The 20,905-nt window shown below is 71.1% G+C and carries 25 protein-coding genes; 5 read left to right on the forward strand and 20 right to left on the reverse strand.

Annotated elements, in window-relative coordinates; translation table 11 throughout:
- Positions 1–21: 21 nt before the first annotated feature.
- Positions 22–1,395, forward strand: coding sequence for a YcjX family protein (locus BWR60_RS16870; RefSeq protein WP_088152187.1), 1,374 nt, complete (start codon positions 22–24; stop codon positions 1,393–1,395).
- Positions 1,392–2,417, forward strand: a complete 1,026-nt coding sequence (locus BWR60_RS16875) for a TIGR01620 family protein (protein ID WP_088152188.1) — start codon at positions 1,392–1,394, stop codon at positions 2,415–2,417. The genes BWR60_RS16870 and BWR60_RS16875 overlap by 4 nt, the downstream gene beginning before the upstream one ends.
- Here BWR60_RS16875 and BWR60_RS37110 read toward each other — a convergent pair.
- The 10 genes from BWR60_RS37110 to BWR60_RS16915 all read right to left on the reverse strand — a co-directional run bounded on the left by BWR60_RS37110 (position 2,414) and on the right by BWR60_RS16915 (position 9,079).
- Positions 2,414–2,587, reverse strand: coding sequence for a hypothetical protein (locus tag BWR60_RS37110; protein WP_179221806.1), 174 nt, complete (start codon positions 2,585–2,587; stop codon positions 2,414–2,416). The genes BWR60_RS16875 and BWR60_RS37110 overlap by 4 nt on opposite strands.
- A 177-nt stretch (positions 2,588–2,764) precedes the next feature.
- Positions 2,765–3,658 (reverse strand): metal ABC transporter solute-binding protein, Zn/Mn family, encoded by an 894-nt coding sequence (locus BWR60_RS16880; protein ID WP_088152189.1) that lies wholly within the window; start codon positions 3,656–3,658, stop codon positions 2,765–2,767.
- 19 nt (positions 3,659–3,677) lie between these two features.
- On the reverse strand, positions 3,678–4,553 hold the full coding sequence (locus BWR60_RS16885; protein WP_429913027.1) for a metal ABC transporter permease: 876 nt from the start codon (positions 4,551–4,553) through the stop codon (positions 3,678–3,680).
- Complete coding sequence (locus BWR60_RS16890) at positions 4,550–5,302, reverse strand: metal ABC transporter ATP-binding protein (protein ID WP_088152190.1); 753 nt, start codon at positions 5,300–5,302, stop codon at positions 4,550–4,552. The genes BWR60_RS16885 and BWR60_RS16890 overlap by 4 nt, the downstream gene beginning before the upstream one ends.
- Positions 5,299–5,463, reverse strand: a complete 165-nt coding sequence (locus tag BWR60_RS37115) for a hypothetical protein (RefSeq protein WP_179221807.1) — start codon at positions 5,461–5,463, stop codon at positions 5,299–5,301. Before BWR60_RS37115 ends, BWR60_RS16890 begins: the two co-directional genes overlap by 4 nt.
- A 266-nt stretch (positions 5,464–5,729) precedes the next feature.
- The gene (locus tag BWR60_RS16895) at positions 5,730–6,134 is read right to left on the reverse strand and encodes a GFA family protein (RefSeq protein WP_088152191.1); all 405 of its coding nucleotides are present in this window, start codon (positions 6,132–6,134) and stop codon (positions 5,730–5,732) included.
- Between the two features lie 35 nt (positions 6,135–6,169).
- Positions 6,170–6,685 (reverse strand): hypothetical protein, encoded by a 516-nt coding sequence (locus BWR60_RS16900; protein ID WP_088152192.1) that lies wholly within the window; start codon positions 6,683–6,685, stop codon positions 6,170–6,172.
- A 95-nt stretch (positions 6,686–6,780) separates the two neighbouring features.
- Positions 6,781–7,020, reverse strand: coding sequence for a hypothetical protein (locus BWR60_RS16905; protein WP_088152193.1), 240 nt, complete (start codon positions 7,018–7,020; stop codon positions 6,781–6,783).
- 68 nt (positions 7,021–7,088) lie between these two features.
- A complete protein-coding gene (locus BWR60_RS16910; RefSeq protein ID WP_088152194.1) occupies positions 7,089–8,117 on the reverse strand; it encodes a WD40 repeat domain-containing protein in 1,029 nt (342 codons plus the stop codon).
- Positions 8,114–9,079, reverse strand: coding sequence for a CobW family GTP-binding protein (locus tag BWR60_RS16915; protein ID WP_088152195.1), 966 nt, complete (start codon positions 9,077–9,079; stop codon positions 8,114–8,116). Before BWR60_RS16915 ends, BWR60_RS16910 begins: the two co-directional genes overlap by 4 nt.
- Before the next feature lie 204 nt (positions 9,080–9,283).
- Here BWR60_RS16915 and BWR60_RS16920 point away from each other — a divergent pair, with 204 nt between their 5' ends.
- The gene (locus BWR60_RS16920; protein ID WP_179221808.1) at positions 9,284–10,066 is read left to right on the forward strand and encodes an MBL fold metallo-hydrolase; all 783 of its coding nucleotides are present in this window, start codon (positions 9,284–9,286) and stop codon (positions 10,064–10,066) included.
- 236 nt (positions 10,067–10,302) lie between these two features.
- On the opposite strand, the gene BWR60_RS16925 is transcribed toward BWR60_RS16920, so the two are convergent.
- Positions 10,303–10,800 (reverse strand): Fur family transcriptional regulator, encoded by a 498-nt coding sequence (locus BWR60_RS16925; protein ID WP_088152197.1) that lies wholly within the window; start codon positions 10,798–10,800, stop codon positions 10,303–10,305.
- Between the two features lie 186 nt (positions 10,801–10,986).
- Between BWR60_RS16925 and BWR60_RS16930 the strand changes: the two genes are divergently transcribed.
- Together BWR60_RS16930 and BWR60_RS16935 are read left to right on the forward strand one after the other, a co-directional pair.
- The gene (locus BWR60_RS16930) at positions 10,987–11,451 is read left to right on the forward strand and encodes an Hsp20 family protein (protein ID WP_088152198.1); all 465 of its coding nucleotides are present in this window, start codon (positions 10,987–10,989) and stop codon (positions 11,449–11,451) included.
- A gap of 22 nt (positions 11,452–11,473) precedes the next feature.
- Positions 11,474–11,695, forward strand: a complete 222-nt coding sequence (locus tag BWR60_RS16935) for a DUF1150 family protein (protein ID WP_088152282.1) — start codon at positions 11,474–11,476, stop codon at positions 11,693–11,695.
- 60 nt (positions 11,696–11,755) lie between these two features.
- Here the strand turns inward: BWR60_RS16935 and BWR60_RS16940 are convergent, their stop codons facing one another.
- The 9 genes from BWR60_RS16940 to rpoN form a co-directional block, all read right to left on the reverse strand.
- Positions 11,756–12,589: a carbohydrate ABC transporter permease gene (locus tag BWR60_RS16940; protein ID WP_218823547.1), complete on the reverse strand. Its 834-nt coding sequence runs from the start codon at positions 12,587–12,589 to the stop codon at positions 11,756–11,758.
- Positions 12,586–13,479, reverse strand: coding sequence for a carbohydrate ABC transporter permease (locus tag BWR60_RS16945; RefSeq protein ID WP_088152199.1), 894 nt, complete (start codon positions 13,477–13,479; stop codon positions 12,586–12,588). Before BWR60_RS16945 ends, BWR60_RS16940 begins: the two co-directional genes overlap by 4 nt.
- A 169-nt stretch (positions 13,480–13,648) precedes the next feature.
- Positions 13,649–14,938 carry an ABC transporter substrate-binding protein gene (locus BWR60_RS16950; RefSeq protein ID WP_088152200.1) on the reverse strand — a complete coding sequence of 430 codons (1,290 nt, stop codon included), beginning with the start codon at positions 14,936–14,938 and terminating at the stop codon, positions 13,649–13,651.
- Positions 14,939–15,016: 78 nt separating this feature from the next.
- Positions 15,017–15,757 carry an SIS domain-containing protein gene (locus BWR60_RS16955; RefSeq protein WP_088152201.1) on the reverse strand — a complete coding sequence of 247 codons (741 nt, stop codon included), beginning with the start codon at positions 15,755–15,757 and terminating at the stop codon, positions 15,017–15,019.
- Positions 15,754–16,509 (reverse strand): GntR family transcriptional regulator, encoded by a 756-nt coding sequence (locus BWR60_RS16960; protein WP_088152202.1) that lies wholly within the window; start codon positions 16,507–16,509, stop codon positions 15,754–15,756. The genes BWR60_RS16955 and BWR60_RS16960 overlap by 4 nt, the downstream gene beginning before the upstream one ends.
- A gap of 57 nt (positions 16,510–16,566) precedes the next feature.
- Complete coding sequence (locus tag BWR60_RS16965) at positions 16,567–18,078, reverse strand: FGGY-family carbohydrate kinase (RefSeq protein WP_088152203.1); 1,512 nt, start codon at positions 18,076–18,078, stop codon at positions 16,567–16,569.
- Between the two features lie 57 nt (positions 18,079–18,135).
- Complete coding sequence (ptsN, locus tag BWR60_RS16970; protein WP_034845261.1) at positions 18,136–18,594, reverse strand: PTS IIA-like nitrogen regulatory protein PtsN; 459 nt, start codon at positions 18,592–18,594, stop codon at positions 18,136–18,138.
- A 21-nt stretch (positions 18,595–18,615) separates the two neighbouring features.
- Positions 18,616–19,200: a ribosome hibernation-promoting factor, HPF/YfiA family gene (hpf, locus tag BWR60_RS16975; RefSeq protein WP_088152204.1), complete on the reverse strand. Its 585-nt coding sequence runs from the start codon at positions 19,198–19,200 to the stop codon at positions 18,616–18,618.
- 156 nt (positions 19,201–19,356) lie between these two features.
- On the reverse strand, positions 19,357–20,895 hold the full coding sequence (rpoN, locus tag BWR60_RS16980; RefSeq protein WP_088152205.1) for an RNA polymerase factor sigma-54: 1,539 nt from the start codon (positions 20,893–20,895) through the stop codon (positions 19,357–19,359).
- Positions 20,896–20,905 lie beyond the last annotated feature (10 nt).

The following is a 20,905-nucleotide window of genomic DNA, read 5'->3' on the forward strand; positions in this document are numbered from 1 at the left end:
ACCGGAGTCCGCCGCCCGTTCATGGAGCTGTTTCCCACCGACCTTCTCGATCGGGCCGGCGAGCTGTTCGACCGTCGCATCCGCCTCGGCGTCACCGGGCTGAGCCGCGCCGGCAAATCCGTGTTCATCGCCGCGCTGGTGCACGGGCTGACCGACCCGCGGCGCTTCGGGCTGCTCGACGCCGTGGCCGAGGACCGGCTGCGCGCCGCGGTGCTGCGGCCGCAGCCGCATCCGGAGCTGCCGCGCTTCCCCTATGAGGAGGCGGTCGCGCGGTTGACCGGATCCGGCGGGTATCCGGACTGGCCGCCCGGCACCCGCAACATCGCCGAACTGCGCCTGTCGCTGCGCTTCGCGCCGAAGGGCGGCCTGCGCAGCCTGCTGGGCGACCAGGTGCTGCATCTCGACATCTTCGACTATCCGGGCGAGTGGCTGATCGACCTGCCGCTCTTGGAGCGCGACTATGCCGGCTGGGCCGAGGAGACGCTGGCCCTGGCCGGCACCGGCGTCCGCGCGCCGCTGTCCCAGCCCTGGCGCGACGCCATCGCGACGCTCGACCCCGCCGGGCCGGCGAAGGAGACCGACGCGATCGCGGCCGCGCGGCTCTACACCGACTATCTTCGCGGCTGCCGCACCCATGCCATCCCCTTGAGCCGGCTGCAGCCCGGCCGCTTCCTGCTGCCGGGCGACCTGGAAGGGTCCCCCGCCCTCACCTTCTGCCCGCTGCCGCGGCCGCGCGAGACGCCGCGCGGGTCGCTGTGGCGGCTGATGGAGGAGCGGTTCGAGGCCTACAAGGCCAAGGTGATCCGCCCCTTCTTCAACGACCATTTCAGCCGGCTGGACCGGCAGATCGTGCTGGTCGACCTGCTGGCCCATCTCGCCGCCGGGCCGGAGAGCCTGGAGGATCTGGGCCGGGCCATGGACGACATCCTGACCTGCTTCAAGACCGGCGGCATCAACTGGCTGTGGCCGTTCGAGAGCCGGATCCGCCGCGTGCTGTTCGCCGCCACCAAGGCCGACCACCTGCCGCGCGAGGGACACGAGCCGCTGGTCGGGCTGATGGACGAGCTGCTGCAGCAGAGCGTGCGCCGCACCGCCTTCCAGGGCGCCACCGCCCGGTCGATGGCGATCGCCTCGCTGCGCGCCACCCGCGAGGTCGACGTCAAGCATGAGGGCGAGACGCTGCGCTGCGTCGCCGGGGTGATCGAGCCGGGCGGCAAGCCGGTCGCCGCCTATCCCGGCGCCCTGCCGCGCAGCCTGCGCGAGGCGCGCGGCGGCGGCCGTTTCGGCGCCCAGCGCTTCCTGCCGCCGGCCGATCTGGGCGCCGACGGCCAGCCCTGGCCGCATATCCGCCTGGACGGCGCGCTGCAGTTCCTGATCGGCGAGGACTTGGCATGACCCGCCCGCCGCTGATCCTGGACCAGCCGCCCGAGCCGGAGCGCGAGACCGGCCGTGCGCCGGCCGTGTTCGCGCTGGATCAGGCCGAGGCCGTGCCGGTGGAGGATGCGCCGGTGCCGGCCGCGCCCGACGCGGTCGATCCGGGGCTGCGCCGCCGCCGCAGCCCCGGCAGCGTCGCCCTGCGCTTCGCCTTCGGTGCCCTGATTGGCCTTGTCGGCCTCGGCATCGGCCTGTGGGTCGAGCGGCTGGTCACCGATCTGTTGAGCCAGGGCGGGCCGCTGCAGGCGGTGACCCTGGCGCTGCTGACCGTGGCCGGGGCCGGGATCCTGGTCTGGGCAGGGTGGGAGCTGCTGGCGCTGCGCCGGCTCGGCCGGGTCGAGGAGATCCGCAGCCTGGGCCGGGCAGCGGCGGGCGGCGACGCCGAAGCGGCCGATGCCGTGATCGCCCGCTTCCGCCGGCTGCACAGCGACGGCCCTGCGGCCGACGGCCTGGCCCGGCTGGAGCGCGAGCGCGACGAGCTGCGCGACCCGGCGGAGCTGATCGCGCTCCTGGAGCTGCACGCCCAGCGGCCGATCGACGCCGCCTGCCGCGCCGCCATCGCCGCTACGGCCCGGCGCACGGCGCTGATCACCACGGTGACGCCCTTCGCCATCGTCGACATGGTCGCGTCGGGCGCCCTGAACCTGCGGATGATACGGCGCATCGCCGAGATCCAGGGCTTCCGCCCCGGCCTGTTCGCGACGCTGTCCCTGATCCGGCGGGTGGCGACGACGCTGCTGATCGCCGGCGGCATCGAGGCCGCGAACGACTATCTCGGCGACTTCCTGGGCGCCGGCCTCTTGCGCGCCTTCGGCCGCCGCGCCGGCGAGGGCGCGATCAACGGCATCCTCAGCGTCCGCATCGGCGTCGCCGCGATGAAGGTGTGCCGCCCCCTGCCCTACCTCCGCGACACCCCGCCCGGCACCATGAGCCTGGCCAAGGCCATCTTCGGCGCGGAGGCGACGCCGAAGGGGAAGGATTAGGTTGAAGGACCGCCGGGTGTTGCCGCGATCTCCTGCTGCAGTCGGTCCAGACTCGTCGCGACTTCCCTGGCGGTGAGCCGCTGTTCGTTCGCCACAGCCGCCGCGAGCTGTTCGCGGATTGCTGCCAGCCGATCGCTTCGGCGTGTTTTAAGGCGGTCCGTCGACTTCATACGACCATCCTCGCCCGGATCGCCGCCTGCCTCAAGATCTCCGGCTCTCAGCCCCTCCCACGTCATGGCGAGCCCCGAAGGGGCGTGGCCATCCAGGGCGGCTCGCACCGGCCCCTGGATGGCCGCGGCGCTGCGCGCCTCGCCATGACGAAGAAGAAGCCAACCTATGCCACTTCCTCAGTTCTGCTTCATCCCCGCGACCAGGTATGAAATGTTATACTGAAACATCTTCGCATACGTCGAAGCCGGTCCGTCCTCGGTCGACAGCGCCTCGGCGTACAGCTCGCCGCCCATCTGCGCGCCGGCGGCCTTGGCCACCTGCTGCACCAGGCGCGGGTCGGTGGCGTTCTCGATGAACACCGCCTTGATGTGCTCGCGCTTGATCTGGTCGATCAGCTTGGCGATGTCGCCCGCCGAGGCCTCGCTCTCGGTCGAGAAGCCGACCGGGGCGTGGAACTCGATGCCATAGGCGGCGCCCAGATAACCGAAGGCGTCGTGGCTGGTGATGACCTTGCGCTTGTTGGCCGGAATGGTCGCCACCTCGCGCCGGGCCCAGGCGTCGAGATCCTTCAGCTGCGCCTCGTACTTCGCGCCGTTGGCCTGGTAGGAAGCGGCATGGGCCGGGTCGGCGGCCGCCAGCGCCTTGGCGATGTTGGCGGCGTAGATCGCGCCGTTCGCTGCGCTGTTCCAGGCGTGGGGATCGGTGATCTCCTGCCCGTCCTCGTCCATCTTGCGGGTCGGCACGCCCTCGGTGGCGACGACGATGGTGGCCTTGCTGCCGGAGGCGGCGACCAAGCGGTCCATCCAGCCTTCCAGTTCCAGCCCGTTGACGACGACGAGGCCGGCCTTGGTCACGGCCTGCGCGTCCTGCGGCGTCGGCTCGTAGACATGGGCGTCACCATTGGGGCCGACCAGGCTGCGGACCTCGACATCGTCGCCGCCGACCTGCTTCACGATGTCGGCGAGGACGGTGATGCTGGTGACGACCGACAGCTTGTCGGCCGCCGCGGCGGGCAGCGACAGGACAACAAGGGACAGGCCGATCAGGCCGGCGCGGAACGGTATCCTCATGCGATGACTCCGTCGGAGTTCAGTGCGCGAAATGCGCGGTGGGCAGGTATCGGGCCCGCAGGCTGTCATGCGTCCCGAAGATCAGCGACAGCAGGTAGAAGCCGCCGGCGGTCAGCACGATGCTGGGGCCGGAGGGCAGGCTGCCGTGATAGGAGACCAGGAGGCCGGAATAGCCGGACAGGAGCGCCAACCCGGCCGCCCAGGCGAAGAGCGACCACAGCGACCGGCTCCAGAACCGCGCGGCGGCCGCCGGCAGCATCATCAGCCCGACCACCATCAGGGTGCCGAGCGCCTGGAAGCCGCCGACCAGGTTCAAGACCACCAGCATCAGGAAGGCGAAGTGCACCATCGCCCCGACGCCGCCGACCATGCGGAGATAGCCGGGGTCGAAGCATTCCACCACCAGCGGCCGGTACAAGAGCGCCAGGGCGATCAGCGTCACCGTGGCGATGCCGGCCATCAGCAGCAGCGCCGCGTCGTCGACCGCCAGGATGGTGCCGAACAGCACATGCATCAGGTCGACATTGCTGCCGCGGGTCGAGACGATCAGCACGCCGGCGGCCAGGGCGATCAGGTAGAAGGCGGCGAAGGACGCGTCCTCGCGCAGCGCCGTGACCCGGGTGACGGCGCCGGCCAGCAGGGCGACGGCCAGGCCGGCGATCAGCCCGCCCAGCCCCATCGACCACAGCGACAGGCCGGAGACCAGGAAGCCGACCGCGGCGCCCGGCAGCACCGCATGCGACATGGCATCGCCGACCAGGCTCATCCGCCGCAGCACCAGCAGCACGCCGACCGGGCCGCAGCCCAGCGACAGCGCCAGGCAGGCCACCAGCGCCCGCTGCATGAAGGCGTAGTCGAGGAAGGGCGTGACCAGGAAGTCCCACACCGCCGTCACGCCGCGCTCCGCACGCAGGCCTCGCCGCGATCGGCCCAGGCCTCGGCCATGGCGCGGGCGCGCAGCAGGTTCTCGGCGCACAGCACGTCGCCGGTCGGGCCCCAGCCGATCGGGTCGCGCGCCAGCAGCAGCGTGTCCGGGCAGACCTCGCGCACCTGGTCCAGGTCGTGCAGCACGGTGATCACCGTGCGGCCCTCGCCGTGCCAGCGGCGGACCACGTCGACCAGGTCGCGCGTGGTCTTGGCGTCCAGCGCGGTGAACGGCTCGTCCAGCATGATCACCCGCCCGTCCTGCAGCAGCAGCCGGGCGAACAGCACGCGCTGGAACTGCCCGGCGGAGAGGCTGCCGATCGGCCGCGCCTCGAAGCCGCCGAGGCCGACCGCCTCCAGCGCCTCGGCGGCGCGGCGGCGCAGCTCCTTCGAGGCGCCGCCGAAGATCCCGGTGCGGGCCCAGCCGCCCAGCAGCACGGTGTCGGCGACCGAGATCGGGAAGCTGCGGTCGATCTCCGCCTGCTGCGGCAGATAGGCGATGTCGCGCCGGCGCAGGCCGCTGAGGTCGACATGGCCGGACAGCGGCGCCAGCAGGCCGGCGATGGTCTTCAGCAGGGTCGACTTGCCGGCGCCGTTCGGGCCGACGATGGCGGTCAGCGTCCCCGGCTCGAAGCTGCCGTCGACATGATGCACGGCCGGGTGCCGCTCATAGCCCGCGGTCAGGTTGGCAAGGCGGATACGGCCCATCGCACTGCTCATGCCGCGCCCCCGAACCAGCCCATGGCCCAGGCCACGGCGACCCACAGCACCGCGATCAGCAGGAGGGCGACGAGCAGCCGAGCCCCGACCGGGGCGGCCAGGGCCGACGGCCCGATCTCCCCGGCCCGGCGGGCGGCGTGGTGGTGATGCGACACGGTCATGGATCAGCCGATGGCGTGAGAAGGTCAGGCACCATAGCGCCCGGCGGGCGCGGCACCATTGACGTTAATGTATAACATCTTTGCGCTATCGGAAAGCGGCGGCCGGGCGGATATCGACCAAGGCACAATAGATCGATCCCTTCCTCGTCATGGCGAGGCGCGCAGCGCCGTGGCCATCCAGAGGCCGGTGCGAGCGGCCCTTGGATGGCCACGCCCCTCCGGGGCTCGCCATGACGGTTCAATATTTCGCGCCGTGGGTTTCGGGATCAATCGCCCGGCTTGCCCGGCAGGTCCTCGAGGTGATGGATCCAGGGCACGGCCGAGCGGCACCACGCCTGGCGTTTCGGCGCCAGCCGGTCGCGCTGGCGGATGCTGCCCCAGCGGATGCCCCAGATTTCGGCATCGGCCCCCTCGCCGGTGACGAACAGCGGCGAGCCGCATTCCGGGCAGAAATACTGCAGCCGCCGGCGGCCGCTGTCGCCGACCTTCACATAGACCTTCGGCTCATGCGCGGTCAGCCGGATGCGGTCGCACGCCGCGGTCACCGTGACCCGGAAGGGCGAGCCGGTCAGCGCCTGGCAATCGGTGCAGTGGCAGATCCCCACCCGCTCCGGGTCGATCTCCGCCTCATAGGCGACATGGCCGCAATGGCACCGGCCATCGATCTTCATCACCACAAGCCTCCAGCGCCGCGCCCTCTCCGGGCCTAGAGCGCCGCCGCCTGCCCGATCAGATAGGTGTCGGCGAAGGTCGCCCCGCTGCGGATCGGGCTGGCCTTGGGACCATAGACCATCTCGGGTGTCAGGACCTTGCCGATGTCGTCCGGGCTGGCGGAGGCGGCATAGCCGAGGATATAGGCGCCGTTGTATTCATAGGCCCGGGTTGCGGTGCCGCCCTCGATCCAGGTCCAGTACGTCATGCAGACGATGAAGGCCTTCGCCCCCTGCGCCTGCAGATTGGCGATGATCGCCGGCTCATTGTTCCGCAGCCAGACCTTCAGGGCGTGGCTCAGCCCCTTCTCATTGAGGGTCTCCATCCCCTGCAGCATCAGGCCGGCGACGTTTCCCATCGTCTGGGCGCGGCTGAAATAGCGGTTCTGGTCCGGCCCGGTGCCATAGTCGAAGGACGGGCCGCGCCCCATGCGCTTGGGCCGCGGGATCAGCGCGTAGGCATCGATCTGCTGCAGCGTCAGGCGCGGTGTCTCGGCGGACAGGCTCGGCATGGGCTCCTCGCAACGGCCAGGGCACGAAAAGGGCTCGCATCGCAGGAACACATCCCGGTTGTGCCGGTTCCGCCTGATCGCGCCCCGCCTGGTGACTATGCGGCCTCCGACGCCCTCAGGCGATCCAGCACCACCCGCTTCAGAGCCGGCGGGATGCGATGCGGCGACGGCCAGTCGACCGACAATCCCAGGGCGGCGCATTCGGCAGCGATCTGGCGCCCGTTCTCGTAGCGCAGCTGGCCGATCCTGGGCAGCGCATCGACATATCGATGGTCGAAGGGCTGGCCGGACTGCGCCTCGCGGAAGCCGTGGTGGAAATCGGGATGGCCCAGCACCCGCCGCGCCTCGGGCCAGTGCCGGGCCCGTCGCGTGGCAACATCGGACGGATCGATTGAGCCGGGCCTCACGGCCGCAGGTCGACCAGCGTCGCCCGGCCGCCGGCATCGCCCGCCGCCAGCCAGCAGCCGTCGGGGGAGAAGGCCAGCGCCTCCACCGCCGCGCCGTTCGGCCGCAGCACCGGGACATAGCCGCTGCCGTCCAGCGGCATCAGCGCCACGAACCCGTCCTTGGCGCCCGCCGCCGCGACCGGCAGCAGCGGATGCGCCGCCACCCGGGTGATCGGCACGCCGCGGGTCCAGCCGCTTTCGCTGGCGGTGCCGCCCATCGGGCCGCCGTGGCCGGTGAAGCGCCAGGACACCACGCCCTCGGAGCCGGAGGTCAGCAGCGCCTTGCCGCCATTGGCCCAGGCCAGCGACCGCGGCTTGGTCGGATAGCCCGGCATCTGCATGTGCACGCCGTCCGACAGGCGCCAGGCATGCAGCGCCCTCTCCTGCATCGCCGAGACCACGAAGCGCGAGCGCGGATGCCACACGACCGCGAGATGCCCCCCCTGCCAGGCGTAGAGCCTGGCTGCCCATGTGCGCTTACGCGGCGACCAGACGGTGACGCCCCCGTAATGCGCCGCGGCGATGCGCCGGCCGCGCGGGTCGAAGGCGGCGCCATCCAGCCCGGCCGGCCCCCGCAGCTGGGTGACGGGCGTTCCATCCCCGTCGAACACCAGCACCTCGCTGCCGGCGACGGCCAGGCACCGGCCGGTGGCGGGCGCGGCGTCGACGGCGCTGATCCAGCGGCCGGACTCCGCGGTGATCTCCACCAGTGTCCCGTCCGGCGCGACGCGCAGCAGCCGGCCGTCATCGCCGCCGCTGAGGAACCCGCCCGCGGCATCCGGCGCCAGCGCCAGCACGGCGCCGCGATGCGCCGGCACGGTGACAGCCTCGGCCCCGCCCGGCAGCGCCAGGCGGATGGTGCCGTCGCCGAGGCCGAAGGCCAGGTAGCCGGCGGCGTCGAAGGCGGCCGCGACCACCGGCGCCGGCCAGGCCCAGACTATGCCCTTCTCCTCCGCCAGGGCCTTCGGCGGCAGCAGCAGGCTCATGCGGCGGCGCAGCCCTCGAAGCCGGCGCGCAGCACCGCGGCATCGAGGTTGCGGCCGATCAGCACCAGCCGGCTCTCGCGCTTCTGGCCGGGCCGCCAGGCCGGGGCGAAATCGCCCTCCTGCAGCATGTGCACGCCCTGGAACACGAAGGGCCGGTCCTCGCCGGCGAAGGCGAGGATGCCCTTGCTGCGCAGGATGTCGGCGCCGCGGATCGCCAGCAGCATGCCGATCCAGTCGACGAAGCGGCGGCCGTCCAGCGGCCGGTCGATCCGGAACGAGACGCTGCCGACGCCCTCGTCATGCTCGTGGTGATGGCGGCCGTGGCTGTCGAGCAGGTCGGGCTCGAGCGCCAGCAGCCGGTCGAGGTCGAAGGCGCCGTCCAGCACGGTGCCGAGATCGGCGTCGCAGCGCCGGGTGCGGATCAGCCGCGCCACCGGGTTGATGGCGCGCAGCCGCGCCTCCACCGTCGCCAGCCCGGCCTCGTCCGCCAGGTCGGTCTTGTTCACCAGGAGGGTGTCGGCGAAGGCCACCTGCTCCTCCGCCTCGTCGCTGTCGGCCAGCCGCGCCTCGATGTTGCGGGCGTCGACCACGGTGACGATCGAATCCAGCGCGGTGCGCTCGCGCACCTCGTCATCGACCAGGAAGGTCTGCGCCACCGGCGCCGGGTCGGCCAGACCCGTGGTCTCGACCAGGATGCGGTCGAAGCCGCCGGCCCGCTTCATCAGCCCGCCGATGATCCGGATCAGGTCGCCGCGCACCGAGCAGCACAGGCAGCCATTGTTCAGCGCGAACACCTCCTCGTCGACGCCGACCACCAGGTCGCCGTCGATGCCGATCTCGCCGAACTCGTTGACGATCACGGCATAGCGCCGGCCATGCGCCTCCGACAGGATGCGGTTCAGCAGCGTCGTCTTGCCGGCGCCGAGAGTGCCGGTCAGCAGGGTGACGGGGATGCGGGACATGGGAAGGCCTCGGGCTTCAGGAATTTAATTGTTATTATATAACATATTGGAAAGATGCAAGCCTGTCGCCGGATGGCCGCCGGGATGCTATGGACGAAGCTGCATCCGGCCGCCCATCTGGCATCGCGCCCCAGAATCGCCCAGATTCTCCGCGAGGGACGATGCCGGGCGGCCGACCGGCCGTCCCGTCACCCGAGGACCGACATGCCCGTTCCCGCCCCGTCCCGCCGCGCCTTCCTGCATGGCTGCGCCGCCGGCCTGTCCCTGGCGCTGATTCGGCCGGCGCTGGCCCAGGACGCGGAGACGCCGCCGCCGCTGGGCTTCCGCGAACTGACCGACGGCATCTGGCTGCACACCAGCTGGCGGAAGGGCGACCAGGGCTGGATTCCGTCCAACGGCCTGGCGCTGATCGGGCCCGAGGAGGCGCTGCTGATCGACGGCGCCTGGACGCCGGCGCAGACCGTGGCGCTGCTGGAACGGGTGGCGCAGGCCGCGCCGAACCGGCCGGTCAACCTGGTGGTGACGCATGCGCATGACGACCGGCTGGCCGGGCTGGCGGCAGTGCATGCCCGCGGCGGCTGGTCGCTGGGCCGCGACGAGACGGTGAAGGAGGCGGCCGGCACCGCCACGATCCAGCGCAGCTGGAGCGGCGAGTCGACCACGGTCACCGGCGGCGGCCGCGCGGTCGAGCTGTTCTATCCCGGCCCGGCGGACACCCGCGACAACACGGTGGCCTTCCTGCCGGACAGCGCCCTGCTGTTCGGCGGCTGCATGGTCCGGGGGGCAGAGCAGGCCAATCTGGTCAGCACCCCCGACTCCGACATCTGCCGCTGGCCGCAATCGGTCGAGGCGGTGATCGCCCGCTACGGCAAAGCGGCGAAGACCGTGGTGCCGGACCAGGGCGAACCCGGTGACGCCGGGCTGCTGACCCACACCCACCAGCTGGCCAAGGCCGAGGCGGCGAAGAGCTGCAGCCCTGCGGGATAAGTCGGCTTCGGGCGCTATCGCATTGCCCTTGCCGCTTGCTGGACCTTTGCACGCCTCCATTCCTCACCGTCATTGCGAGGAGGCGAAGCCGACGAAGCAATCCAGGGGCCGGTGCGCACCGGCCCCTGGATTGCTTCGCTGCGCTCGCAATGACGGTGCTGGAGTTCTGAGAAGCTCGCGCAAACGGCAGAGGCCACCCGCCTCTACGCTCACGACCACTTTCGTCCGACAGGACCCTACCCGGCGGCCACCGCGTTGGCCGCGCAGTCGCGGCAGCGGCCCAGGATCTCGATGGTGCGGCTGTCGGCGACGAAGCCGATGCGCCCGGTCCAGGCCTCGATCAGCCCGTCCACCGCGGGATCGGTGATCTCCTCCACCCGGCCGCAGTCGCGGCAGATGGCGAATTGCGCCGGATGGGTGTGGTGGTGGTCCGGCCCGCCGCAGGCCACATAGGCGTTGAGCGATTCGATCCGGTGCACCAGCCCGCGATCGAGCAGCCCCTTCAGCGCCCGGTACACCACCGGGGGCGCGGTGATGCCGTCGCCCTTCATCTCGCGCAGGATGTCGTAGGCGCTGGCCGGCTCGGCGCTGGCCCGCACCAGGTCCAGCACCCGCTGCTGCCAGTGCGACAGGCCGGCCCGCGGGGGCCGGCCGCGGCGGGCCGGACCGGTCGCCGCCTTGGATGCCGGCTTGCCCTTCGGCGCCGCCGGCGCGCCTTCCAGCTTCTGTCTCATGCGCCGAGTGATAGCATGCGCCCCATCCCCAACGCCACGCCCTGCCCGACCTTGAAACCGACCGGTCACCCCCCATTTCCTCTTTAACGAGAGTGGGGATGCCGCGTGGGCCCCGCTCCGCAGGCGCCGGGGAACCGGGCCGCCCGAGCCGGGGGTTCCGGCAGCTCGCTCTCAGGAGGAGTGACCATGACGCGGGTGTCGCTGTTCAACAGCCCGCTCCTGCTCGGCTTCGAGCAGTTCGAGCGGACACTGGACCGCATCGGCCGGACGCCGAGCGACGGGTATCCGCCCTACAACATCGAGCAGCTCGGCGAGGACCAGCTGCGCATCACCCTGGCGGTCGCCGGCTTCACGGATGCCGACCTGACGGTGCAGATCGAGGACAACCAGCTGGTCGTCCGCGGCAAGCAGACCGACGACAAGGAGCGCGTGTTCCTGCATCGCGGCATCGCCGCCCGCCAGTTCCAGCGCGCCTTCGTGCTGGCCGAGGGCATCGAGGTGACGGGGGCCTCGCTCGACAACGGGCTCCTCAACATCGATCTCCGCCGGCCGGTGCCGGAGAGCAAGGTCCGGACCATCGCCATCAATCGTTCCGCGGGCAAACCCAACGGCAAGACCGCGATCGACGTCTCGACCGACGTCGAAGGGTGAACCGAAACACCTGGTGACCATCATGAATACCAACGCCATCCCGACCTTCACCCAGATGTCGCCGACCGATTTCGCGGCGATCGGCCTGAACCAGATCGCCTTCGTCAAGCCGACGATCGTCGAGGGCGAGGCCGCTTTCGCCGTGCACGGCGCGGACGGCACCCCGCTGGCCGTGGTCAAGGACCGCGAGCTCGCCTTCGCCGTGGTCCGCCAGAACGACATGGAGCCGGTCAGCGCCCACTGAGCGCCCGCGCCTCGTCCTGATGAGCTGATGCGAAAGCCCCGCCGCCCGGCGGGGCTTTTTCTATTTCACGGCCCCGGCCGTCAGCCCGGCGATGAACCAGCGGCCGACGATGCCGAACAGCACGACCACGGGGACGGTCGCCAGCGTCGCCCCGGCCAGCAGCAGGCCCCAGTCGATCTGGTACTGGCCGATGATGCCGGCGAAGCCGACCGGAAGCGTCCGGTTGGCGTCGGACAGGATCAGCACCGAGGCGAACAGGTACTCGGTCCAGCTGGCGATAAAGGAGAAGATGGCGACGCTGGCGATGCCGGGCGCCGCCAGCGGCACCATGATCCTGAGCAGGATCGCCAGGCGCGAGGCGCCGTCGATCAGCGCCGCCTCCTCCAGCTCCGCCGGGATCGAGGCGAAGAAGCTGCGCATCATCCAGATGGCGAAGGGCGAGGCGAAGGTGACGTTGACGATCACCAGCGCCGCCGGCGTGTCGATCAGCCCGGCCTGCGACATCATCCCGTAGAGCGGGATCAGGATCAGGATGCCGGGGAAGGCATAGGCCACCAGCACCGCCCGGAACAGCAGGTCCCGCCCCGGGAAGCGCAGCCGATAGAAGCCATAGGCGGCCAGCACCGACAGCAGCACGGTGATGACGGTCGACCCCAGCCCGACCAACAGGCTGTTGCCGAGATAGCGCGGATAGTCCGAGGCGCCGAGCAGCTTGTCGAAATGCCGCAGCGTGAAGCTCTGCGGCACCAACGTCGGCACCCGGGCGATGATCTCCTGCGGCGCCTTGATCGCGCCGGTGGCGACGAACCAGAAGGGCAGCAGCACCAGCACGGCGAGGCCGAGCAGCCCGCCGCCGATCGCGATGGTCTGGCCGGGGCCGGGGCCGCGCCTCACCCTTCCCCCTTGGGCGCCAGCGCCCGCGTGAGAAGGACGGCCAGCGCCATCAGCAGCAGGCTGACCAGCACCGACATCGCCGCCGCCTGGCCCAGGCGGTACGATTTGAACGCGGTCTCGTAGATCAGCACCGGCAGGGTCTGGGTGGAGCCGGACGGCCCACCCGCCGTGGTCAGCCAGATGATGTCGAAGACGTTGAAGGACAGCAGCGTGCCGACCACACCCAGCACCAGCATGGTCGGCTGCAGCAGCGGCCAGGTGATGCGGCGGAAGCGCTGCCAGGGACCGGCACCGTCGATCGCCGCGGCCTCGTAGAGATCGGCCGGGATGCGCTGCAGCCCGGCCAGCAGCATCACCGCGACGAAGGGGAACCAGCGCCAGGAGTTGATCACCACCAGCGAGGCCATGGCGCTGCCCGGCCCGGCGAAGAAGCCGACCGGCCGGTCGACGAGGCCGAGGGTGACGAGGAGGTAGTTCACCACCCCACCGGAGGTGCCGAGCAGCCAGCGCCAGATGATGACGACGACGATGGTCGGCACAATCCAGGACAGGATCACCCAGACCCGCACCAGCCGCACGCCGCGGAAGCGCTGGTTCAGCAGCAGCGTGGTGCCGAGCGCCAGCAGCGTCTGCAGCACGGCGTTGCCGGCGACCCAGACCAGGCTGCGGCCCAGCGCGGCCCACAGCCGGGCCATCTCCAGTACGTCGATATAGTTGCCGAACCCGACGAAGCCGCCATCGGAGCCGATGACGCGGATGTCGCGCAGGCTGATGGCAACCGCGGCGCCGAGCGGATAGAGGATGGTGGCCGCCAGCCAGAGCAGCACCGGCGCCACCATCAGCATTCCGGCAATCGCCTCCGACCGGGCGCGGGTTCGCGCGGATCTCATGGGCCAGTGCCGCCCCCTCACCCGGAACCGCTAACGCGGTTCCGACCTCTCCCCAAGGAGAGGTATAGGGCCGCCGCACCGTTCCCCTCTCCTCGGGGAGAGGGAGGGGCCCGGCCGAAGGCCGGGAGGGTGAGGGGGTGGAGCAGGACCAGCAGCACTCACCAGCCCCCTACTTCACCGCCTCCTGCATCCGGGCCTGGCCGGCCTTCACCGCATCCGCGGCGGGCATCTCGTCGACCACCACCTTCTGCAGCGTCTCGGCCAGGATGTTCTGGGCCGAGATCGCGGCGATGCTGGGGAAGGTGTGGCCGCCGGTGAAGCCGAACAGGGCGCCGTTGCGGCTGTTGGCGATCATCGCCTCGATCTGCGGCTTGTACTTCACCACCAGCGGGTCGCTCCACAGGCTCTTGGCCTTGGCGCCGTCGGCGGTGACCGGCAGGAACAGCCCCGGCTCCATGTTGAGGAACCGGCCATAGGTCTCCGGCTCCAGCAGCCAGGCGATGAAGGTCTCGGCCGCCTTCCGCTTGGCCTCGTCCTTGGCCAGGATCATCACCGCGTTGGAATAGGCGATGGTGCCCGACTCCTTGCGGTCGTCGGCATGCGGCACCGGCGCCACGCCGAGATCCTGGGCGTCGCCCTCGGCCTGGCTGTCATAGGTGCTGATCACGGTGAACTGCAGGATCATGCCGCAGCCGCCGCTGGCGAAGCAGGCCTCGGCCTCGCCCCAGGTCCAGCCGGGCGCGTCGGCGGCGGAGAACTGGTACAGGTCCTTGTAGAAATCGTAGGCCTTGACCGTCTGCGGGTTGTCGAAGCGCAGCGTGCCGTCCGGGTTGTAGATGTCGGCCGCGCCGGCATTGACCATCAGGTCGTAGACGGTCTGGTCGGTGTAGAGCTGCTTGTTGGCCGGCAGGCCGATGCCGTAGCGGCCGTCGGCGGTCAGCTTCTCCGCCGCCGTCTTCCATTCGCTCCAGGTCTTCGGCGGCTTCAGCCCGGCCTGCTCGAACACGCTCTTCCGGTACCACAGCGACATCGCCATGTTGTACAGCGGCACCGCCCAGACGCCGCCGTCATAGCTGTAGGGCGCCAGCGCGCTGGGCACGAAGTGATGCTCGGCGTCGAGCTGCTTGACGAAGCCGTCGACCGGCTGCAGCGCGCCGAGGCCTTTCAGCACCGGGGCGAAGTCGGGGATCGCGAACAGCATGTCCGGCGCGTTGCCGGCGGCGATCGCGGCCGGCGCCTTGGCATAGATCTCGCCCCAGCTCTGCGGCTCCTGCTTCACCGCGATGTCGGGGTGGCTCTTGTTGAAGGCGTCGATCAACTCCTGCACCCGCGCCACGCGCTGCGGCGGCTGCTCCATATGCCACAGCGTCAGCTGCACCGGCTCCGCCTGGGCCGCCGCGGCGCCCCAGAGCAGCGCCGCCGTGGCCACGCCCGTCACGATCGACCATCTCGTCGCCATTGCCGTCTCCCCTGTTTGATCGGCGGTCCCGTTGCGGCGCCGCGTTGACCGGGCGTCCGCCGGAGCCTCGATTTGCGTCTACAGATGCGGATTGCGCGTGCGGTAGCGCTCCACCAGGGCGGTGTTGCGCTCCTTCGACCCCGGCATGTTCGAGCTGATATAGGCCGGCGCCACCTCGCCCGCTGCCGCCAGCCGGGCCACCGTCTCGGTCAGCACCGCGTTCCAGATCGCGGCGCCCAGCACGGTCGAGATCGGGCCGACGGTCAGCCCCTCGGCGGCGGTGACCAGGGCATCGCCGGGCGGGCCCTGGTTGTCGATGGCGATGTCGGCGGTCCCGGCCAGGGTCGGCCGGCCGGCCGCCGCGGCCTGGGAATAGGCGATCGAGGTCACGGCCACCACCGTGGCCCCCTTCTCCCGGCCGTGGCGCGCGGCCTCGACCGGCACGGCGTTGACGCCGCTGTTGGAGAAGATGAACAGCGTGTCGGCCGGCCCGATCGGGTAGCGGCCCAGCAGCGGCGCGGCCAGGCCGGCCATCCGCTCCAACGCGCCGGACACGACCGCGCCCTCATGCAGCATCACCGAGGAGGCCAGGATCGGCACCACGCAGGCCAGGCCGCCGGCGCGGAAATGCCCCTCCTCCGCCATCAGATGGGAATGGCCGGTGCCGAAGATGTAGATCAGCCCGTCGCGGCGGATTGTCTCGACACAGGCGGCCGCCGCGGCGCCGATCGCCTCGCCCTGGGTGGCGGTCAGCGCGGCGATGCGGTCGGCGATGCCGGCGAGATAGGCGGCGGCGCCGGAGAGGTCGGTCGAGGTCATGGATCCGTCGAATCTGGAGGGGACAGCCGCGCCCGCATCTTGTAGCGGTCGCCGCGATAGGCGGAGCGGACGAATTCGATCACATGGCCGTCGGCGTCGGCGGTGCGCCGGGTGAAGACCAGCACCGGCGCGCTGCGCGGGATGTCCAGCGCCCCGGCGGTCACGGCGTCGGGCAGGTCGGCCTCGACCGTCTGCTCGGCCTGCCAGGGCACCAGCCCGTAGTCGCGGCGCATCACCTCGTACAGCGAGGCGGTGCGGAAGTCGTTGCGGTCGAGAATGCCGGGCACCAGCGCCTCGGGCAACCAGGTGACCTCGAAGGCCATCGGCACGGCGTCGGCCAGGCGGACGCGCTCGAGCAGCACCAGCGGCGCGCCCTCGGCCACGCCCAGCGCCTCGCGCGCCTCGCCGGTCGCCGGCAGCACCGCCTGGCGCAGGATGACGGCGGCGGCGCGGCGGCCCAGCCGGGCCATATCCTCGCTGAAGCCACTCAGCCGCTGCAGCCGCTGGTCGACCTTCGGCCGGGCGACGAAGCAGCCGCGGCCGATCCGGCTTTCGATCAGCCCGTCATCGGTCAGGCTCTTGAAGGCCTGGCGCACGGTCATGCGGCTGATGCCCAGCTGGTCGGCCAGGTCGCGCTCCGACGGCAGCCGGTCGCCGACGGCGAAGGCGCCGGTGCGGATACGGTCGGCCAGATCCTCCGCGATCTGCTGGTAGATCGGCTTGTCCGTCGCGGTCGGCTGTAGGTCGGTCATGGCGGGCCCTGGTGGTCTAGACCACAATCGGCATGATGCAGGCCGATCCGGACCCCGTCAAGAAAGGTCGGACAAAGCGGCCGGCATGCGCAGCAGCGCGTCGCGATGCCTGCCGAAGCGCCGCCAGGCGGCCTCATAGACCTCCCGCAGCGCCGGATCGGGGCGATGCATGCGCCGGACCCTGCGGACCCGGCGCGACGCGTCGCCGATCGAGGGATACCATCCGATGCCGGTCCCGGCCAACAGCGCCGCGCCGCAGGCCCCGTATTCGCCGCCGTCGGGGATCTCGACCGGCAGGCCAAGCACATCGGCGATCATCTGCGACCAGAAGCGGCTGCGGCCGCCGCCGCCGGAGAGCAGGACGCTGGCCGGCCGCTCCGCCATCGCCACGAAGCAGTCGCGGATGGCATAGGCCAGCCCCTCATAGACGGCACGCACCAGCTCGGGCCGGCCATGGCCGGGAGCCAGGTCGGCGAACTGAGCCCGGGCCGTGGCCGAGACCGCCGGGGCGATGATCCCGACCTCGCTGAGATACGGGAGGTAGACGGCGCCGCCGGCGCCCGGCGGGGCGGCCGCGGCCAACGCCTCCAGCGCCGCATAGGGGTCGGGGTCGCGTGCCAGGTCCGGGCACAGGCTGCGGAGGACCCAGTCGAGGTTGCTGGTGCCGGCGACATTGACCATGGAGCGCATCCACAGCCCGCCCGGCAGGCTGAACAGCAGGCCGAGATCCGGCGGCGCGAAGGACGGCGCGTCGAGCACCACGCCGTTCAGGCAGGTGGTGCCGAGCACGGTGCAGGCCGACCCGGCGGCCAGCCCGCCCGAACCGATGACGCTGGCGGCGACATCGCCGGCGCCGATGGCGACCGGGGTGCCGGGCCTGAGGCCGGTCTCCGCCGCCGCGGCCTCCGTCACCGCCCCGGCGATCGCCTCCGATGGCAGCACCGGCGGCAGCAGGTGGCGGTGCGGGCCGAGGCGGAACAGCTCCAGCATCGCCTCGCTGCGGCCCTGGGCCCGGGCGTCGCCCGGCGCCACCGCGGTCTCGGTCGGGTCGGCGGCGCGCCGGCCGGTCAGGCGGAAGCGCAGATAGTCCTTGCAGCCGAAGACGCAATCGGCCCGGGCCATCACCCCGGGCTCATGGTCCAGCAGCCAGCGCAGCACCGGCAGGGTGCAGCCCTGCTGCATGACCGAGCCGGAGGAGGCGAAGATGCGGGACAGGAAGGCCGGGTCCGCGGCCAGCCGCGCCTCGATCCAGGGCTGGCTGCGGCCGTCGTCCCACAGGATGCCGGGGCGCAGCGGCCGGCCGTCGGCATCGATCACCCAGGCCCCGACCATGGCGCCGGTGACGCCGATGGCGGCGACGGCGGATCCGTCGATACCGGCCGCGGCCAGAACCTCGCGGATCACCGCGACGGTGGCGGCCCAGGCGGTCTCCGGGTCGCTTTCCGACCAGGCGGGATGGGGATGCGAGACGGTGGTGCGGCGGGAAGCGGCGGCGCGCTGCCGGCCGTCGCGCCCGAACAGCGCGGCCTTGATGACCGAGGTGCCGGCGTCGAGGCCGAGCAGAACCATGGCAGAACCGCAAAGAAAAGCCGATCCGTCCCGGCTAGCGGAGCGGAGGGCCGGCGGTCAAGCGGCGTTCACGGACTCGCTCTGCGACAGCAGGGCGAAGATGGCGTCGGCGGTCTGGCAGCCGCGCAGCTTCTCGCACAGGCTCTCGTCCCGCAGCATGCGGCTGATCCGGGCCAGCGCCTTGAGATGGTCCGCCCCCGCCCCTTCCGGCGCCAGCAGCAGGAACACCAGGTCGACCGGCTGCTCGTCGACCGCATCGAAGTCGATCGGCCGCTCCAGCCGGGCGAAGGCGCCGAACACGCCCTGCAGATGCGGCAGCTTGCCGTGCGGGATGGCGATGCCGCGGCCGACGCCGGTCGACCCCAGCCGCTCGCGCTCCAACAGCACGTCGAAGATGAAGCGCTCGTGCTGGCCGGTCAGTTCGGCGGCACGGCGGGCCAGCTCCTGCAGGGCCTGCTTCTTGCTGGCAGCCTTCAGATTGGCGAGAATCGCCTCGGGGCGGAGGAAATCAATCATGACGGATCGGATGCGCCGCCCTCAGGCGGCGGCATCCTCGGTCCCTTTCGGATCGACCCAGCCGATGTTCCCGTCGGGGCGGCGGAACACCATGTTGAGCCGGCCATGGGCCTGGTTGCGGAACATCAGCGCCGGCAGGTCGCCCAGGTCGAGGCGCATCACCGCCTGCAGCACCGTCAGGCTCTCGATCGAGGTCGAGACGTCGGCGATGACGATGGGCTGGTTCGGCTCCTCGCCGTCCAGCAGATCCTCGGATTCGGCCTCGAGGATATAGGCCTGCGCCGGCAGGGCCGGCTGGGCCTCGCCATTGTGGTGGTGGTCGCGCAGCCGGCGCTTGTAGCGGCGCAGCCGCTTGGCCAGCTTGTCGGCCGCAGCATCGAAGGCGTGGTACGGGCTCTCGGCCTCCGCATTGCTCTGCAGGAGGATGTTGCGGCCGACATGGACCGACAGGTCGCTCCGGATCAGATGGGCGTTGCGGGAAAAGACGACATTCGCCTCGATCGCGTTGTTGAAGTACTTCGCGGTCGTGCTGTTGAGGGCGTCGCTGACATGGGTGCGCAATGCGTCACCGACGTCGATCTGCTTGCCTCGAACGGTCAGTTGCATGGCTGTCGCTTCACTGCTGCACGATGGAGAACGGGCGCCCAAAAAGAACGGGGCGGCCTTTGGGGGCCGCCTTCGGGCGGCGACCATAGGGACGGGGCGCCTTCCTGTCAACGAAGGGGCCCGGATCCCGGGCTGCGGAGGAAGCTGGGGGAGCGCTCATCGGCTCAGACCCTTCTCTCGTCGTCGCTGGACGGAGGATGGTATCCGCATTCCCTCACGGTACTTGGCGACGGTCCGCCGTGCAATGTCGATCCCCTCCCCGCGCAGGATTTCGACGATCCGGTCGTCGGACAGGATGGCATCCGCCGGCTCGGCGTCGATCATGCTGCGGATGCGGTGCCGCACCGCCTCGGCCGAATGCGCGTCGGCCCCGCCCGCCCCCTGGATCGCCTGGGTGAAGAAATACTTCAGCTCGAACACCCCGCGCGGGGTGGCGATCACCTTGTTGGTGGTGACCCGGCTGATCGTGCTCTCATGCATGTCGACCGCCTCGGCCACATCCTTCAGCGTCAGCGGTCTCAGATACTGCACGCCGCGGACGAAAAAGGCGTCCTGCCGCCGCACGATCTCCGACGATACCTTGAGGATGGTGTTGGCGCGCTGGTCCAGGGCGCGGACCAGCCAGTTGGCGTCGGCCAGGCAGGTGCCGACATAGTCGCGGTCGACCTTGCTGCGGGCGCCGCGGCTGATCTCGGCATGGTAGCGGCGGTTGACCAGCACCCGCGGCAAAGTGTCGGCGTTCAGCTCGACCACCCAGCCGACCTCCGGCTGCGCCCGCATCAGGATGTCCGGGATCAGGGTCTGCGCGATCTCATGGTCGAAGGCGGCGCCCGGCTTGGGGTCGAGGGCGCGGATCTCGGCGATCATCTCGGCCAGGTCCTCGGCGTCGACGCCGCACAGCCGCATCACCGCGGCCAGGTCGCGCCGGGCCAGCAGGTCGAGATGGTCCAGAAGGGTGCGCATCGCCGGGTCCAGGCGGTTGCGCTCGGCCAGCTGGATGGCCAGGCATTCGGCCAGGCTGCGGGCGAAGATGCCGGGCGGGTCCAGCCGCTGGCAGCGGCGCAGCACCGCCTCGACCCGCTCGGGCGGGCAGCCCATGCCGGCCGCCACCTCCTCGACCGTGGCGCCGAGATAGCCCGTCTCCTCCAGCAGGTCGACCAGCCGCGCCGCGATCAGCCGGTCGGCCGGGACGGTGAACTCGATCGCGATCTGGCTCAGCAGGTGGTCGCGCAGGCTCGGCCGTTCGGCCAGCGTCTCCTCCAGCCCGGGCAGATCGTCGGCGAAATCCGCCCGGCCGCGCCCGGCGCTGGCGAACTGCGCCTCGCCGCCATAGTCGTCGTTGCGGTCGGTGGCGCTGGAGCCGGTGAACAGGTTGCCCCAGTCGGTGTCGAGCGGCGCATCGGCGGAGACGATGGCCGGCGGCTCCGCCGCCGTCAGCGCGACGTCGGCCGCCACCGTCCGTCCCGATGCGGGATCGGGCGGGTCGATGTCGTTCCGGTCGCTGGTCGCGTCGCCGCCCTCGTCACCGCGCTCGCCCTCCTCCCGTTCCAGCAGGGGGTTGCGCTCGAGCTCGGTCTCGACAAAGGCCGAGAGCTCGATGTTGGAGAGCTGCAGCAGCTTGATCGACTGCTGCAGCTGCGGCGTCATGACCAGCGCCTGGCTCTGCCGGAGCCCGAGGCGTTGCGAGATGGCCATGGTCGCCCGG

It is taken from the genome of Inquilinus limosus (assembly GCF_002195995.1).
Classification (GTDB): Bacteria; Pseudomonadota; Alphaproteobacteria; order DSM-16000; family Inquilinaceae; genus Inquilinus; species Inquilinus limosus_C.